At 66.8% G+C, this 15,887-nt stretch carries 12 protein-coding genes and 1 pseudogene; 3 read left to right on the top strand and 10 right to left on the bottom strand.

Going from position 1 to position 15,887, the window contains the following annotated elements; all coding sequences use genetic code 11:
• Positions 1-4: 4 nt before the first annotated feature.
• The 9 genes and pseudogenes from ACTXG5_RS23860 to mqo all read right to left on the bottom strand — a co-directional run bounded on the left by ACTXG5_RS23860 (position 5) and on the right by mqo (position 11,567).
• Positions 5-1,762 carry a proline--tRNA ligase gene (locus ACTXG5_RS23860; RefSeq protein ID WP_445161142.1) on the bottom strand — a complete coding sequence of 586 codons (1,758 nt, stop codon included), beginning with the start codon at positions 1,760-1,762 and terminating at the stop codon, positions 5-7.
• Positions 1,763-1,894: 132 nt separating this feature from the next.
• Positions 1,895-2,620, bottom strand: coding sequence for an alpha/beta fold hydrolase (locus ACTXG5_RS23865; RefSeq protein WP_445161143.1), 726 nt, complete (start codon positions 2,618-2,620; stop codon positions 1,895-1,897).
• Between the two features lie 134 nt (positions 2,621-2,754).
• On the bottom strand, positions 2,755-4,347 hold the full coding sequence (locus tag ACTXG5_RS23870; protein ID WP_445161144.1) for an MFS transporter: 1,593 nt from the start codon (positions 4,345-4,347) through the stop codon (positions 2,755-2,757).
• 22 nt (positions 4,348-4,369) lie between these two features.
• Positions 4,370-5,586 (bottom strand): annotated as a pseudogene (gene cobA, locus ACTXG5_RS23875) (uroporphyrinogen-III C-methyltransferase).
• A 9-nt stretch (positions 5,587-5,595) separates the two neighbouring features.
• Positions 5,596-7,008 (bottom strand): cobyrinate a,c-diamide synthase, encoded by a 1,413-nt coding sequence (locus ACTXG5_RS23880; protein ID WP_445161145.1) that lies wholly within the window; start codon positions 7,006-7,008, stop codon positions 5,596-5,598.
• Positions 7,005-7,619, bottom strand: coding sequence for a cob(I)yrinic acid a,c-diamide adenosyltransferase (gene cobO, locus ACTXG5_RS23885; RefSeq protein WP_445161146.1), 615 nt, complete (start codon positions 7,617-7,619; stop codon positions 7,005-7,007). Before cobO ends, ACTXG5_RS23880 begins: the two co-directional genes overlap by 4 nt.
• Positions 7,620-7,650: 31 nt before the next feature.
• Entirely contained in the window at positions 7,651-9,489 is a 1,839-nt protein-coding gene (locus ACTXG5_RS23890; protein WP_445161147.1) for a magnesium chelatase subunit D family protein, read from the bottom strand.
• The gene (locus ACTXG5_RS23895; RefSeq protein ID WP_445161148.1) at positions 9,486-9,956 is read right to left on the bottom strand and encodes a GNAT family N-acetyltransferase; all 471 of its coding nucleotides are present in this window, start codon (positions 9,954-9,956) and stop codon (positions 9,486-9,488) included. The genes ACTXG5_RS23890 and ACTXG5_RS23895 overlap by 4 nt, the downstream gene beginning before the upstream one ends.
• A 90-nt stretch (positions 9,957-10,046) precedes the next feature.
• Entirely contained in the window at positions 10,047-11,567 is a 1,521-nt protein-coding gene (mqo, locus tag ACTXG5_RS23900; protein ID WP_445161149.1) for a malate dehydrogenase (quinone), read from the bottom strand.
• A 91-nt stretch (positions 11,568-11,658) separates the two neighbouring features.
• Here mqo and ACTXG5_RS23905 point away from each other — a divergent pair, with 91 nt between their 5' ends.
• Together ACTXG5_RS23905 and mtr are read left to right on the top strand one after the other, a co-directional pair.
• Positions 11,659-12,681: an alpha/beta hydrolase gene (locus ACTXG5_RS23905; RefSeq protein ID WP_445161150.1), complete on the top strand. Its 1,023-nt coding sequence runs from the start codon at positions 11,659-11,661 to the stop codon at positions 12,679-12,681.
• Between the two features lie 4 nt (positions 12,682-12,685).
• Positions 12,686-14,065, top strand: a complete 1,380-nt coding sequence (gene mtr / locus ACTXG5_RS23910) for a mycothione reductase (protein WP_445161151.1) — start codon at positions 12,686-12,688, stop codon at positions 14,063-14,065.
• 2 nt (positions 14,066-14,067) lie between these two features.
• Here mtr and ACTXG5_RS23915 read toward each other — a convergent pair whose 3' ends face one another.
• Positions 14,068-14,550 (bottom strand): Fur family transcriptional regulator, encoded by a 483-nt coding sequence (locus ACTXG5_RS23915; RefSeq protein ID WP_445161152.1) that lies wholly within the window; start codon positions 14,548-14,550, stop codon positions 14,068-14,070.
• A gap of 144 nt (positions 14,551-14,694) precedes the next feature.
• Between ACTXG5_RS23915 and ACTXG5_RS23920 the strand changes: the two genes are divergently transcribed.
• Positions 14,695-15,822 (top strand): HoxN/HupN/NixA family nickel/cobalt transporter, encoded by a 1,128-nt coding sequence (locus tag ACTXG5_RS23920; protein WP_445161153.1) that lies wholly within the window; start codon positions 14,695-14,697, stop codon positions 15,820-15,822.
• The last annotated feature ends 65 nt before the right edge of the window (positions 15,823-15,887 follow it).

The raw sequence follows: 15,887 nt of genomic DNA on the forward strand, positions 1-15,887 counted from the left end.
CCGGCTAGCCGGTCAGCGCCGCCACGACGTCGGTGGCCAGCGAGACGCCGACCGCCAGCTCGCGAGTCTGTCCGCTGAAGCGGTCGCGCAGCTCGACCACACCGTCCGCCCAGCCCCGTCCGACCACGACGAGCCACGGCATCCCCAGCAGCTCGGCGTCTTTGAACTTGACGCCGGGCGAGGCCGTGCGGTCGTCCAGCAGCACCTCGAGTCCCAACCGATCCAGGTCGGCGGCCAGCGCGGTGGCTCCTTCGCGGGCCTCGGGGTCTTTGTTGGCGATCACCAGGTGAACGTCGTAGGGCGCGATCGCGGCCGGCCAGCGCAGGCCCAGCTCGTCGTGCTGCTGCTCGGCGACGACGGCGACCAGCCGCGATACCCCGAGCCCGTAGGAGCCCATGGTCAATCGCACCGGCTTGCCGTCCTCGCCGAGCACGTCGACGGTGAAGGCGTCGGTGTATTTGCGGCCGAGCTGGAAGATGTGCCCGATCTCGATTCCGCGCGCCATGACCAGTGGGCCGGCCCCGTCGGGAGAGGGATCACCTTCGCGCACCTCGGCGGCCTCGATGATGCCGTCGGGGGTGAAGTCGCGGCCGGCCACCAAACCGACGACGTGTCGGCCCGGCTCGTCGGCGCCGGTGATCCAGCTGGTGCCGTCGACCACTCGCGGATCGACGAGATAGCGAACTCCGTTGTCCTGCAACGCCTTTGGTCCGATGTAGCCCTTGACCAGGAAGGGATGCTTGGCGAAATCGCCGTCTCCGAGCAGCGCATATTCGGCCGGCTCCAGTGCCGCGCCCAGCCGTTTGTCGTCGACTTCGCGGTCGCCGGGCACACCGATGGCCAGCAGTTCCCACTCTCCGCCGGGTTGACGGACTTTGAGCAGCACGTTTTTCAATGTGTCGGCCGCGGTGACGGTGCGGCCGAGGTCGGCCTCATTGGCCCAGGCCACCAGGCTGGCGATGGTCGGCGTATCGCCGGTGTCGTGCACCACCGCGTCGGGCAGCCCGGCCACGACTTCTGCGGGCAGCGCCTCGGGCGCGGCGGTGATCACCGCCTCGACGTTGGCCGCATAACCCGACTCGAGGCAGCGCACGAAGGTGTCCTCGCCGCTCGGGCTCTCGGCGAGAAACTCCTCGGAGGCGCTGCCGCCCATCGCGCCGGACACCGCCGACACGATGACGTAGCGAAGCCGCAGCCGATCGAAGATGCGCTGGTAGGCCTCGCGGTGCGCGTGGTAGGCGGCCTTGAGGCCGGCGGCGTCGATGTCGAAGGAGTAGGAGTCCTTCATCACGAATTCCCGGCCACGCATGATCCCGGCCCGCGGCCGGGCCTCGTCGCGGTACTTGATCTGGATTTGGTACAGCGTCAGCGGGAAGTCTTTGTAGGAGCTGTATTCGCCCTTGACTGCTAAGGCGAAAAACTCTTCGTGCGTCGGAGCGAGCATGTAGTCGTTGCCGCGACGGTCCTGCACCCGAAACACGCTGTCGCCGTATTCGGTCCACCGGTTCGTGGTCTCGTACGGCGCGCGCGGCAGCAGCCCGGGGAACAGGATCTCCTGCCCGCCAATCGCGTTCATCTCCTCGCGGACAACGCGTTCGATGTTGCGCAGCACCCGCAGCCCCAGCGGCAGCCAGCTGTACAACCCGGGGGCGATAGGCCGCACATATCCCGCGCGAATCAGCAGCTTGTGGCTGGCCAGTTCGGCGTCGGCGGGATCGTCGCGCAGAGTGCGCAGGAACAGCTCGGACATCCGGGTGATCACAGCGGGCCAGCCTAATGGCGAGGGCACCGATGGCGGCGACGCGGGCTGCGTATGCGCCAGCTGTCGCGTGCAGTTGGGCCATTCGGCTAGCTGAGGGAAGCCGCCTCCGAAAAATAAATCCCTCGTTCGGGCTCAGTCGCCGCTGGCCTCGATGATCTTGTCGGCCAATCCGTTTGGATTTGTGAAGATAACCTCATGACTGCCCGGCAGTTCGAGGAATCGATGCTCGCCGAGCCGGCTGGTGTATCGCGGATGGTAGCCCCAGTCCCCGGCCGGCATCGAGATGTCATCGCTGCCGAGGATGTAGCTCTTTGGCGTTGTCAAGGAATAGAACTTCTTCAGATCCAACGGCTCGACGATCGGCTGGTAGGGCTCGGGGCACAGCCGCTCATACGTCAAGCGTGCGAGTTCAGGGTCGGCATCGTTGATGAACGCCGTGCGCCAGACGTCAAAGGGCAGCGCAACGGCGTTGTCCGCGGATGCGGCCGCAAGCTCCATGAACATATCGCGGTAGTGCGGTGGGGCGGCCTGCTCCATGGATTCGCCGTCTTTGAGCACATGGCCAGCTACGTAGACCAGCCGTCGCACACGATCGGCAATTTCTTCCACCGCCTTGCTGACGACTGTGCCGCCGTAGCTGTAGCCGACCAGCACAACGTCGGTCAAGTCGCGGTCAACCACGAAGTTCACGATCGACCGGCTCAGGTCGCCGTGGCTGATCCGCGTCGAAGCGTCTGGGCCACGACCGGGCAGGGTGGGGCCAAAGGTGGTGTGGCTGCGGGATTCCAGGCGGTGCCTGACATCGGTCCATGCCGAGCCGTCATGCCAGGCGGCGTGTACTAAAACGAAGGTAGACACGTCCTAATCAACGGCAACCGAATGCGCCTCGTTCTGCGATGTGATGTCGGCCACCGGGCGAATGCGCGCGACGGCGGACGTATGCCTATGTCGAGGAATTGACGGCGTCAGCCCTCGAACAGAAACCCCGGGAGCTAGAGCTCGCCGGCGTCGATGGCTTCCTTAACCTCTTGCGCGTGCGCAACCTGCTCCGGGGTGTAGCCGATGAACAGCGCTGCCACACCGACGATCACGGCCGCTCCGGCGATCCACAGCAGGCCGTAGGTATAGCCCTTATCGAGCGCGTGCAACTGAGCTTCGTTCATGAACTTCACCGGACCGGTGATACCGCCCAGGTACAGCGTGCGCGAGGTGATCACGGCCTGGATGACGGCCAGCACCAGCGGGCCACCCAGGCTCTGCAGCATCAGCGTCATTGCCGACACCGGGCCGATCCGGTCGAAGCCGACACCGGCGATCGCCGACAGGGTCAGCGGGACGACCACCATGCCGATACCGATGCCGCCAACCACGATCGGCACCACCAGGTTGGGGAAGTACGAGGCACCGCGGTGCATGCATGCCGAGCCGTACAGCATCGCTGCCAGCAGCAACCAGCCACCGCCGATGGTCAACACCCGCGGCGAGAACCGTGACACCAGCTGTGAGGAGATACCCAGGCCGATTCCCATCGCGATGACGAACGGGATGAAGCCGATGCCCGCGCCAAGCGCGGTATAGCCCAGGATGTCCTGCACGTACAGGCCGATGGACACGGTCAGGCTGAACATCACGCCGCCGGCCAGGAAGATCGCCACGAACGTGACCAGCCGGTTGCGGTCGCGGAACAAATCGAACGGCACGACGGGGTTTTCAGCGGTGCGCTCCACGAGCGCGAACGCGATACCAGCCGCCACGGCCACCACACCCGAACCAATGGTGGTCAGCGAGATCCAGCCCTTTTCCGGGCCCATGGAGAAAGCGAAAACGGCGGCGGTGCATGCCAAGGTGGCCAGCATGGCCCCGGCGGCGTCGAGCTTCATCCGCTCTCGGTTGGTTTCCCGCAGCGCGGTGCGGGCCAGGTAGATCATCAACAGCCCGATCGGCACGTTGACCAGGAACGCCAGCCGCCACGACCACTCGGTCAGCGCGCCGCCGACCACCAGACCCATCACGGAGCCGATCGCGGTCATCGCGGCGAACACGGCCGTCGCCGCGTTGCGGGCGGGACCCTTCGAGAAGGTGGTGGCTACCAGGGCAAGACCGGTCGGCGAGGCGATGGCCGACCCGATGCCCTGGGAGAGCCGCGCGATCACCAACGTCGCCTCGTCCCAAGCCACCGCGCACAGCACGGAGGAGATGGTGAACAGGGCGACGCCGACGATGAAGGTGCGTTTGCGTCCGATGGTGTCGCCGAGGCGGCCGCCCAGCAGCATCAGCCCACCAAAGGTGAGCACGTACGCGGTGATCACCCAGCTACGGCCGGCGTCGGACAGGCCCAGCTCGTTCTGAATCTTAGGAAGCGCGACGATCGCGACGGTGCTGTCCATGGTTGCCAGCAGCTGCATGCCGCCGATGGCGACGACCGCCGCCAGGAAGCGACGAGAGGGCAACCAGGTCGGGTAATACCTGCTAGTGCGGGTGGCGGCGGTCTCGGACGGGCGCTCGGTGCGCACCGGGGCCGGACGATCGGGGCGTGCAGCAGTCCAATTCTGGGCAGCGCGCTCTGTCTCGTTGAGGGCCGTCATAACGGGTTACCTTACAGTAATCTTAAGAATTGTTTAAACCCCGAATGCCGCTACCGGCCCGATCACGACGATCGCGGGAGGTCTGATCCCTTCCGCGCGAACCTTCTGTGGCGTGTCGGCAAGAGTGGCTCGCAACGTGTGTTGAGCTGGCGTTGTTCCGTGTTGAACCACCAGCACCGGCGTATCCGCAGGTCGGCCACCCTTCAGCAGCACCTCGACGAAGAGCTCAATGCGTTCGACCGCCATCAGCAAAACAATGGTGCCCGATAACCCCGCCAGTGCATTCCAATTCACTAACGATTCGGGATGCCCGGGCGCCAGGTGGCCGCTGACCACCACGAACTCGTGGTTTACCGCCCGATGAGTGACCGGAACGCCCGCCAATGCCGGCACGGCTATGGCACTGGTCACACCGGGGACCACCGTGACCGGAATGCCGGCCTCGGCGCACGCGAGGACCTCCTCGTAACCGCGCGCGAACACGAAGGGGTCGCCGCCCTTGAGGCGGACCACGAAGCTCCCGGAGCGGGCCCGTTCGATCATGACGTTGTTGATCGCGTCCTGGGCCATGGCCCGCCCGTACGGGATCTTGGCCGCATCGATGACTTCGACGTGCGGCGGCAGTTCGGCGAGCAATTCGGGCGGGGCCAGGCGGTCGGCGACCACGACGTCGGCCTGGGCGAGCAACCGGCGACCGCGGACGGTGATCAGCTCGGGGTCGCCCGGACCGCCGCCGACCAGCGCCACCCCGCCGCGCACCACGTCGGAACTCTCTGAACTTTCCGGAGTAATCAGGCCCTGCTGCAACGCTTCACGGATGGCCGAGCGGATCGCTGCCGACCTGCGGTGCTCCCCGCCGGCCAGCACCCCCACCGACAGTCCGGCGTAGCTGAACGACGCCGGGGTCACCGCGGTGCCCTCGAGCGCGATGTCGGCGCGCACGCAGAAGATCTGTCGGCTATCGGCCTCGGCGACGACGGCCGCATTCACCTGCGCATCATCGGTGGCCGCGATCGCATACCAGGCCCCGTCGAGGTCGCCGGCGCGGTACTCGCGCACCGACAAGGTGATTCCGTCCATCGCCTCGACCGCGGGGGTGGCGGAGCGGCTGATCACGTGGATGTCGGCGCCACTGGCGATGAGTAGGGGTAGCCGACGCTGGGCGACCGTGCCTCCGCCGACCACGACGACCTTCTTACCGGTCAGCCGCAATCCGACGAGGTAGGGGCTCTCGGTCACCCGGCAAGCTTAGTGAAGACCATCGGCGCGGCTCTCACGCCGGTTGGCGGCGTGTGCGACGAAACGCACCACCGCGTCCGGGGCCGCGGCAGGGTGAGTGTGCAGATACGACGCGTGTACGCCGGCATGCACCACGCCGTCGCGCACCGCGGCGGCATCGTGGCCCGCTTCGCCGGCCCGGTAGACCCAGGCGGGCTGGTAGCTCTCGGTGAAGGTGACCACGGTCCGGTGGAATTCATGTCCGACCACCCGCGCTCCGGCGGCATACAGCGCCGAATCGGCCACCGCGACCGCGTCGCGATACGCCAACTTCAGGTGTGGGGTGAACCGCGCCGATCCGGCCAGCACTCCGCACATCGGGTACCCGTCGAGTTCGGCAGCCAGGTAGATCAGACCGGCACATTCGGCGTGCACCGGTGCGCCGGTGCCGGCTAGCTCGCTGATCTGCTGTCGGACGACGTCATTGGCGGACAGGTCGGCGGTGAACTGTTCGGGAAAGCCGCCGGGCAGCAGCACCGCATCGGTGCCGTCGGGCAACGTATCGACCAGCGGGTCGAAGTCGACCACGTCGGCGCCGGTGGCACGCAGCAGCTCGGCGTGTTCGGCGTAGCCGAAGCTGAAGGCCTTCCCGGCGGCCATCGCCACCGTGGCGCGGCGCCGACCGGCCGTCTCCCCCACCGCGGCAACGGGATCCCACGCCGGGCCGCTGATCTGGCTGCGCGCGGCCGCCACCACCGCGGCCAGGTCGACGTGCCGCGCGATCAGAGCGGTCATCGCCTCGACCGCGAGCCGGGCGCGGCGCCCATACTCGACCGCGGTGACCAGACCCAAATACCGTGTCGGAAGCTCTAATTCGGCGTTGCGCGGAATGGCACCCAACACCGGGATGCCGGTGTGCTCGCACGCCTGCCGCAACACCTGCTCGTGCCGCGCCGATCCCACCCGGTTGAGAATTACGCCGGCGATCCGGGTTGCGGTATCGAACGTCGAAAAGCCGTGCAGCAGAGCGGCGATGCTGTGGCTTTGGCCGCGTGCGTCGACCACCAGGATCACCGGGGCGCCCACCAGACCGGCGACGTGGGCGGTGGAGCCCGCCGGCAGGGACGTCGCTGGACTTTCAGGGGGACCGATCCGTCCGTCGAACAGCCCCATCACGCCCTCGATCACCGCGATGTCCGCGCCGGCCGCACCATGGGCGTAAAGCGGGCCAATGAGCTGTTCCCCCACCAACACCGGGTCAAGGTTGCGTCCGGGCCGCCCCGCGGCCAGCCCGTGGTAGCCGGGGTCGATGAAGTCCGGGCCCACCTTGAACGGCGCGACCGTATGTCCGACCTCACGCATCGCCCCGATCAAACCCGTTGCGACCGTGGTCTTTCCGCTGCCCGACGCGGGAGCGGCGACGACGACCGCGGGGACATTCACCACTCGATGCCCTTTTGCCCCTTGCGTCCCGCGTCCATCGGGTGCTTGACCTTGGTCATCTCGGTGACGAGGTCGGCGGCCTCAACCAGCCGCGGCGGGGCGGCGCGTCCGGTGATCACCACATGCTGGTGCCCGGGCCGGGCCAGCAACACCTCCACCACCTCGTCGACGTCGATCCAGCCCCACTTCAACGGATAGGTGAACTCGTCGAGCACGTAGAAGTCGTGGCGCTGCTCGGCCAGCCGGCGGGAGATCTCCGTCCAGCCGGCGGCGGCCGCCGCCGCATGATCTTCCTCGCCGCCGGATTTACGCGACCAGGACCAGCCCGCACCCATCTTGTGCCATTCCACCGCTCCCCCGGCGCCGAGCTCATCGTGCAACTGGCCCAGTTGCCGGAAGGCGGCTTCCTCGCCCACCTTCCACTTGGCGCTCTTGACGAACTGAAACACCGCGACGTCAAGGCGTGCGTTCCACGCGCGCAACGCCATTCCGAACGCCGCAGTCGACTTCCCTTTGCCGTCACCGGTGTGCACCGCCAGCACCGGCAGATTGCGCCGGTCCCGGGTGGTCAGCCCGTCGTCCGGGACCTGCACCGGGGTTCCCTGTGGCATAAGGGCGCACCTCCCTTGTTGTGCTCCGCGGCTAGGCCACGCTGCGCACGGCCTGCGTCAAATGGTCGGCGTGCAATTGTTCCAGCCGAATGGTCTGCGCACCGAGCTGGCGGGCCAGCTGCCCGGCCAATCCCAGTCGCACGTACGACGTTTCACAGTCCACCACGACCGCCGCCGCACCTTCGGCGACCAGCCGTGAGGCCGCGATTCGACTGCGGCCCAACGGGTCCGGTCCAGCCGTGGCCCGGCCGTCGGTGAGCACCACGACCAGGGCACGCCGGGCCTGGTCGCGCGCCCGTTCCCGGACGATCAGCTCACGCGCGGCGAGCAGTCCCTCGGCCAGCGGAGTCCTCCCACCGGTATCGAACCGGGCCAACCGTCGGCCGGCGATGTGTGCCGACGACGTTGGCGGCAGCAACAGCCGCGCCTGCTGCTGCCGGAACGTGATCACCGCGACCTTGTCACGCCGCTGATAGGCGTCACGCAGCAGCGACAGGGTGGCGCCGCTCACCGCGGCCATCCGGTCCCGGGCCGCCATCGACCCGGACGCGTCGACGACGAAGATCACCAGGTTGCCTTCGCGTCCTTCGCGAACCGCCCGGCGTATGTCGTCGGGTCGCGGGCGCAGCGGCCCGGCGCCGGCATGCTCGGCGGCCGACAGCAGGGTGGCGAACAGGTGTAGTCCGTGAGCTCCCGCGTCGTTGCCGTCGGCCGCGGCCACCACGCTCCCGGAGAGGTTGCGGGCCCGTGAACGTCGGCCGGGTGCTCCTTGACCGACCCCGGGAACCGTCAGCGTGCGGGTCCGAAAGGTTTTCGACGGCGGGGCGCTGGGCCGCGTTTTAGGCGGTTGGGGCTTCCCGTTCGAGGGTGAGTCCGGTTGTGACGCAGGGTCATTGGCAGACTGGCCGCCCCCGGGTGGGTCGGAATCGGGTTCGGGATCTTTACCGGCCTGCTCCAGGGCCTGGTCCAGCTGGTCGCGATCGATGCCCGGATCGTCGAACGGGTCGCGGCGACGGCGATGCGGCAGCGCCAGTTCGGCGGCCACCCGGATGTCCTGCTCCTCGACGGTCGTCACACCGCGCCAGGCGGCGTGGGCGGCGGCGGTGCGGGCCACCACCAGATCGGCCCGCATCCCATCGACGTCGAACGCCGCACACAGCGCCGCGATGCGCCGTAATTCGTTGTCCGGCAACATGACATCGTCGACGAGCGCACGAGCCGCGGCGATCCGACGGGCCAACTCGGCGTCGGCGTCGGCATACTGCGCGGCGAACGCGTCCGGATCGGCCTCGTAGGCCAGCCGCGCCCGGATGACCTGCACCCGCACGTCGACGTCACGCGACGCGTGCACATCGACCGTGAGACCGAACCGGTCCAGCAGCTGCGGACGCAGTTCGCCTTCCTCCGGATTCATCGTGCCGATCAGCACGAACCGGGCCTCATGCGAATGGGAGATGCCGTCGCGTTCGACGTGCACCCGCCCCATCGCGGCGGCATCCAGCAGCACGTCGACCAGGTGATCGTGCAGCAGGTTGACCTCGTCGACGTAGAGCACGCCACCGTGAGCACGCGCGAGCAATCCCGGCGAGAACGCATGCTCGCCGTCGCGCAGCACCCGCTGCAGATCCAGCGAACCGATCACCCGGTCCTCGGTTGCGCCGAGCGGCAATTCGACCAGGCCGGCCGCGGCACCGTTGGTTCCGGTCGCCGCGGATAACAGCGCGGCAAGCCCGCGCACCGCCGTCGATTTGGCGGTGCCCTTCTCGCCGCGGATCAGCGCGCCGCCGATCTCCGGACGCACCGCACACAGCAGCAGCGCAAGCCGCAACTGATCGTGACCGACGATCGCGCTGAACGGGTAGGGCTTCACGGCTTGTCCGCGAGGCCGGAGCCGGGCCGCAGCATGGGGACGTGCGGAACGCCGTCGTCGAGGAAATCGTCGCCGTCGCGGACAAAACCGTGCTGGGCGTACATGTCGGCCAAGTAGGTCTGCGCGTTGATCCGGCACGGGTAATCGCCGACCTCGGCCAGTGCGGCGCGCAGCAACCGGGTGGTGTGGCCCTGTCCACGCGCGCCGCGTTTGGTGCACAGCCGCCCGATCCGGAACACCTTCGCGCCTCCGGCGTGCTCCTCCATCAGCCGCAGCGTGCAGATCACGTCGCCGTCAGACGTTTCCAGCCAGAAGTGCCGAGTTTCGGCGAGCAGATCGCGTCCGTCCAGCTCCGGATACGGAATCGCCTGTTCGACGACGAACACCTCTACCCGTAGCTTAAGCAGCTCGTAAAGGGTCTGCGCGTCAAGGTCTTTGGCCCAGATGCGGCGTAGCGCTTCAGTCATCGGCGCCGCTCCTCCTCATCGCTTCGCTCTGCATCGTCGCCGTCGCAAGTCATCGGCGCCGCTCCTCCTCATCGCTTCGCTCTGCATGGGTCATGAGGCGTCCAACTGTAATACCTTGGTGCTCCACGAGCGCACCTCGTCGTAGAGCCCCGGTTCATCGGACAGCTTGGCGCCTAACGAGGGAATCATCTCTTTGAGCCTGGGCAGCCAGGACCGATACCGGTTGGCAAAGCATCCCGCAAGCACATCGAGCATGATCGGCACGGCAGTCGAGGCGCCCGGCGAGCCGCCGAGCAGTCCGGCGATGCTGCCGTCGGCCGAGCGCAGGACCGTGGTGCCGAATTCGAGCACCCCGCCACTGCCTTTGACCCGCCGGATCACCTGCACCCGCTGACCGGCCACCGTCAGCTCCCAATCCGAATCCAGGGCACTGGGCGCGAATTCACGCAGCGCATGGACCCGGCCGGGGCCGGTGAGCCGCAATTGGCGGATCAAGTAATTGACCAATGCCATCTCGGAGACGCCGACACCCAGCATCGACAACAGGTTGTCCGGGCGAACGGATCGTGGCAAATCACTGAGGTGACCATGCTTCAAGAATTTGGGCGACCAGCCGGCGTACGGCCCGAAGACCAACCACGATTTGCCGTTGACGAACCGCAGATCCAGATGCAGCGCACCCAGCGGTGGGGCGCCGGGCGCGGGGACCCCGTACACCTTGGCCCGGTGCGCGGCAGTCAGCGCCGGATTGCCGGCGCGCAGAAACCGGCCGCCGATCGGGAAGCCGGCGAAACCCTTGACCTCATTGATGCCGGACTTCTGTAGCAGCGGCAGTGCGTCACCACCGGCGCCGACGAACACGAATCTTGCGTTCAGCTTGCGCTTTTCGCCGGTGCGACGATTCCCGATCTGCAGCGTCCAGCCGCCATCGGAGTGCCGGGTCAGGTTGCGGACCTCGTGACCGAACAGCGCGGTGACGCCGTTGCGCACGCAGAAGCCGACCAGCTGTTTGGACAGCGAACCGAAATCGACGTCGGTGCCCTCGGCGGCCCAGTTCAGTGCAATCGGCTCGGAGAAGTCACGTTTGGCGGCCATGAACGGTAGCCGCCGGGCAAACTCATCCGGGTCGTCGATCAATTCGGTGCCGGCGAACAGCGGGTTGGGCGCCAATGCCCGCTGCCGCCGCCGCAGATAGTCGACCCACTGCGCGCCGTGCACGAAACTGACATGCGGGACGCGGTTCAGGAAGCTTCGATCGGTGAGGATGCCGTTCTCGACGGCGTAAGCCCAGAACTGGCGGGTCACCTGGAATTGCTCGTTGATGACGACCGCTTTGGTGATGTCGATTGAACCGTCGGCATTCTGCGGGGTGTAGTTCAGCTCGCACAGCGCGGAATGCCCGGTGCCGGCGTTGTTCCAGGGACTGCTGCTTTCCGCGGCGACGGCGTCCAGCCGCTCGATCAGCGTGATCGACCAATCCGGCTCCAGCCGCCGCAGCAACGCACCCAGGGTGGCGCTCATGATGCCGGCGCCGACCAGCACGACGTCGGTACGCGCCGTCCCAGGGTCTGCCACCGCCGCGTTGGTCCTTCCGTTGGCTCTGCCGGTCATCAGGCTATCCCGGTCGGCATCGCCGAAACGACCTGAACCGGCCTGGACCGGCCTCGACCAGCAAAAGCTTTCGCCACGCTAAGCTGGCCGGGTGACTGGCTGGGTGCCGGATGTCCTGCCTGGCTGCTGGCAGTACACCATCCCGTTGGGCCCCGATCCCGCGGGCGAGGGCGACATCGTCGCAACCTTGATCCGGCGCGGCCCCGAAACCGGTCTCGAGCACGCGGTCCTGGCGGTCCATGGTTACACCGACTACTTCTTCAACACCGCGCTGGCCGATCACTTCGCCAACCGCGGTTTCACCTTCTATGCGTTGGACCTGCAGAAGTGCGGCCGGTCCCGGCGCGACGGCCAGACCCCGCACTTCATCACCGATCTCGCCCAGTACGACACCGAACTCGAACGCGCCCTCGCCGTCATCGGCGAGCAGGCCGGTCCCGGCCGTGCCGTCGAAGTTCTGATGTACGGCCACTCCGCCGGCGGTCTGATCGTGCCGATGTGGCTGGACCGGTTGCGCCGGCGCAACGCCAAAGCACACGCCGGCATCGGTGGTCTGATCCTCAACAGCCCGTTCCTGGATCTGCATGGCCCGGCGATCCTGCGCCTGGGAATGACCTCGGCGATGATCGCCGGCCTGTCGCGAGTGCGTTCCAAAGGCGTGGTCCGGTCGGCCAGCAAGGGCGGTTACGGCACCAGCCTGCACCGCGACTACGGCGGCGAGTTCGACTACGACCTGCAGTGGAAACCGTTGGGCGGCTTCCCTATCACCGTGGGGTGGTTGCACGCGGTGCGCCGCGGCCAGACCCGGTTACACCGGGGCCTCGATGTCGGGGTGCCCAACCTGATCCTGCGGTCGGACCACAGTGTGCGCGAAACCACCGACCCGAGTTCTATGCAACGCGGCGACGCTGTTCTGGACGTCACCCAGATCGCCAGGTGGGCGGGCTGTATCGGGAACCGCAGCGCCATGGTTCCGGTGGCCGACGCCAAACACGATGTGTTTTTGTCGCTGCAGGAGCCTCGCGAGGTCGCGTATCGGGAACTGGACATCTGGCTGGACGGCTACCTACGCTCCGATAACACCGACGCCTCGGCATCGTTCGGAAAGGGGTGACGGCGTGGAGACCTACGACGTCGCGATCATCGGAACCGGTTCGGGCAATAGCATTCTCGATGATCGACATGCCGACAAGCGGGTGGCGATCTGCGAACACGGCACCTTTGGTGGTACGTGCCTCAACGTCGGGTGCATCCCGACCAAGATGTTCGTCTACGCCGCCGAAGTCGCCCAGACGATCCGGGAGGCGGCGCGCTACGGCGTCGACGCACGCATCGGCGCGGTGCGCTGGGACGACATCGTCTCCCGCGTCTTCGGACGAATCGATCCAATCGGGCTCAGCGGCGAGGATTATCGGAGCTCCGCACCCAATACCGACGTGTACAAGCAGCACACCCGGTTCGGACCGGTTCAGGCCGACGGACGCTATCTGCTGCGCACCGACGCCGGCGAAGAATTCACTGCCGATCAGGTGGTGATCGCCGCGGGCTCGCGGCCCACGGTTCCGCCGGCGATCCTGGCATCCAACCTCGATTACCACACCAGCGACACCGTGATGCGAATCGCGGAGTTGCCCGAGCATCTGGTGATTATCGGAAGTGGCTTCGTGGCAGCCGAATTCGCGCACATCTTCTCCTCGCTCGGCGTCCGGGTCACCCTCGTGGTCCGTGGCGCCACGCTGCTGCGGCACTACGACGACACCCTCTGCCGGCGGTTCACCCGCATCGCCTCATCGAAATGGGAACTGCGCACTCACCGCAACGTCGTCGGCGGCACCAACCGCGATTCGGGCGTCGCACTCGAGCTCGACGACGGCTCGACACTGAACGCCGACCTCTTGCTGGTGGCCACCGGCCGGTTGTCCAACGCCGATCTACTCGACGCCGGGCAGGCCGGGGTCGATGTCGAGGATGGCCGGGTGGTCGTCGATGAATACCAACGGACCTCCGCCCGTGGCGTTTTCGCGCTGGGCGACGTCTCGTCGCCGTATATGCTCAAGCACGTCGCCAACCACGAAGCGCGCGTCGTGCAGCACAATCTGCTCTGCGACTGGGACGACACCGAATCGATGACCGTGACCGACCACCGGTTCGTACCATCGGCGGTGTTTACCGATCCTCAGCTGGCAGCGGTCGGATTGACCGAAAACCAAGCCATTGCACGCGGATTCGACGTCTCGGTGGCAATAGAAAAGTATGGCCACGTGGCCTACGGGTGGGCGATGGAAGACACCACCGGGATCGTCAAGCTGATCGCCGAACGCAACACCGGCTGCTTGCTGGGTGCACACATCATGGGCCATCAGGCATCGTCGATCATCCAGCCGTTGATCCAGGCGATGAGCTTCGGGCTTACCGCCCCGCAGATGGCCCGCGGCCAGTACTGGATCCATCCGGCGCTGCCCGAAGTGGTGGAGAATGCCTTGCTGGCGCTGCGCTGAGCTCAGCGGCGCCCGGCTGACTCGCCCTCCTGGCATCGCGGGCACAGGCCACGCAACGTCAGGCCGGCCCGCTCCGACAGGGCGAACGCACTACCCGCCATCGCGTGCTCGAGCGCAGAGCTGAGCTGCCCCGCGGGCACTTCGATGATCGAGCCGCACTGCGTGCATACCGCGTGGTGGTGCGGGGCGGTCGCCAGCCCGTAGGTCGTGACACCGCCGTCCAGGGTCAAGGCGTGCAACACCGCCTGCTCGACCAGGGTGGTCACCGTGCGGTAGATGGTGGCCACGTCGGGTGGGTGCGCGCCAGTAGGTAGGCAGGCCCGCACCCGCTGATGGATCTCCGCGACCGAAAGGTGCCCGTTAACCGGTTCGAGCACTGCCAACACCTGTATCCGCGACGCCATCCGCCGCAACCCGCGGGCGCGCAGAAAATCACCGATACGTTCGGTGACCGCGGGATCAAGAGCCGACGGATTGGGCGTCACCCGTTAAGTGTCGCGCCGGATATCCCGGATTGCCAGTGCTCGGCGCCGGTCCGAGGGTATTCCTTCATGCAAGTCACTTGCATCCAGTTCACGCTCGAACCTACAGTCGTGGCTGTGGCGTTCTGCCAACGCAGGAGGGACCGAATGGCCAGTATTGAGCTTGCCGCGCCGCGGACCAGGCTCGCCAGGCTGCACGGCTTCCTGACACCCCCGGAATGGGGGCGCCTGGGAGTCATGCTGGCAGTGATCGTCGCACTGCATCTCATCGGCTGGACCACCCTGCTCGTGCTCGTGGATCCGGCGCGATTAAGCGTGGGCGGCAAGGCATTTGGTATCGGGGTTGGGCTGACAGCTTATGCGCTGGGCCTGCGCCACGCCTTTGACGCCGACCACATCGCCGCCATCGACAACACCACCCGCAAGCTGATGAGCGACGGGCAGCGCCCGCTTGCCGTCGGGTTCTTCTTCTCGCTGGGCCACTCCACCGTGGTGTTCGCGCTGGCGATGCTGCTGGCGATCGGGGCGAAGGCCATCGTCGGACCGGTCGAAGACGATTCCTCGACGCTGCATCACTACACCGGCCTGATCGGCACCAGCGTCTCGGGCGTGTTCCTGTATCTGATCGCCATCCTCAACCTCGTTGTGCTGGTCGGAATCCTGCGGGTGTTCCTGCGGTTGCGCCGCGGCGAATACGACGAAGCGGAGCTCGAACAGCACTTGGACAACCGCGGGTTGCTCAACCGGTTGCTCGGCCGTTTCACGCGTTCGATCACCAAGTCCTGGCACATGTACCCGATCGGTTTGCTGTTCGGTCTGGGCTTTGACACCGCCACCGAGATCACCCTGCTGGTGCTGGCCGGCACCAGTGCGGCCGCCGGGCTGCCGTGGTACGCGATCCTGTGTCTGCCGGTGTTGTTCACCGCGGGCATGTGTCTGCTGGACACCATCGACGGCTCGTTCATGAATTTCGCCTACGGCTGGGCGTTTTCCAACCCGGTCCGCAAGATCTACTACAACATCACGATCACCGGGTTATCGGTCGTCGTCGCCCTGCTGATCGGCAGCATCGAGCTGCTCGACCTGTTTGCCGAGGAGCTGCGGTGGCGGGGCCCCTTCTGGGATTGGCTCGGCGGTCTCGACCTCAACACGGTCGGCTTCGTCATCGTCGGCCTGTTCGTCAGCACCTGGGCGGTCGCGCTGCTCGTCTGGCGCTACGGCCGCATCGAAGAGAAATGGGCCGCAAGCGCCTCGGCCGCCGAGACCACGCCCTAACCTGCCGCGTCATCGGGGTATTCGTCGCGGCCCCCGCGGTGTAGAAACGAATTCATGGGCCCGCG

The sequence above is a fragment of the Mycobacterium sp. Dal123C01 genome (genome assembly GCF_052566995.1).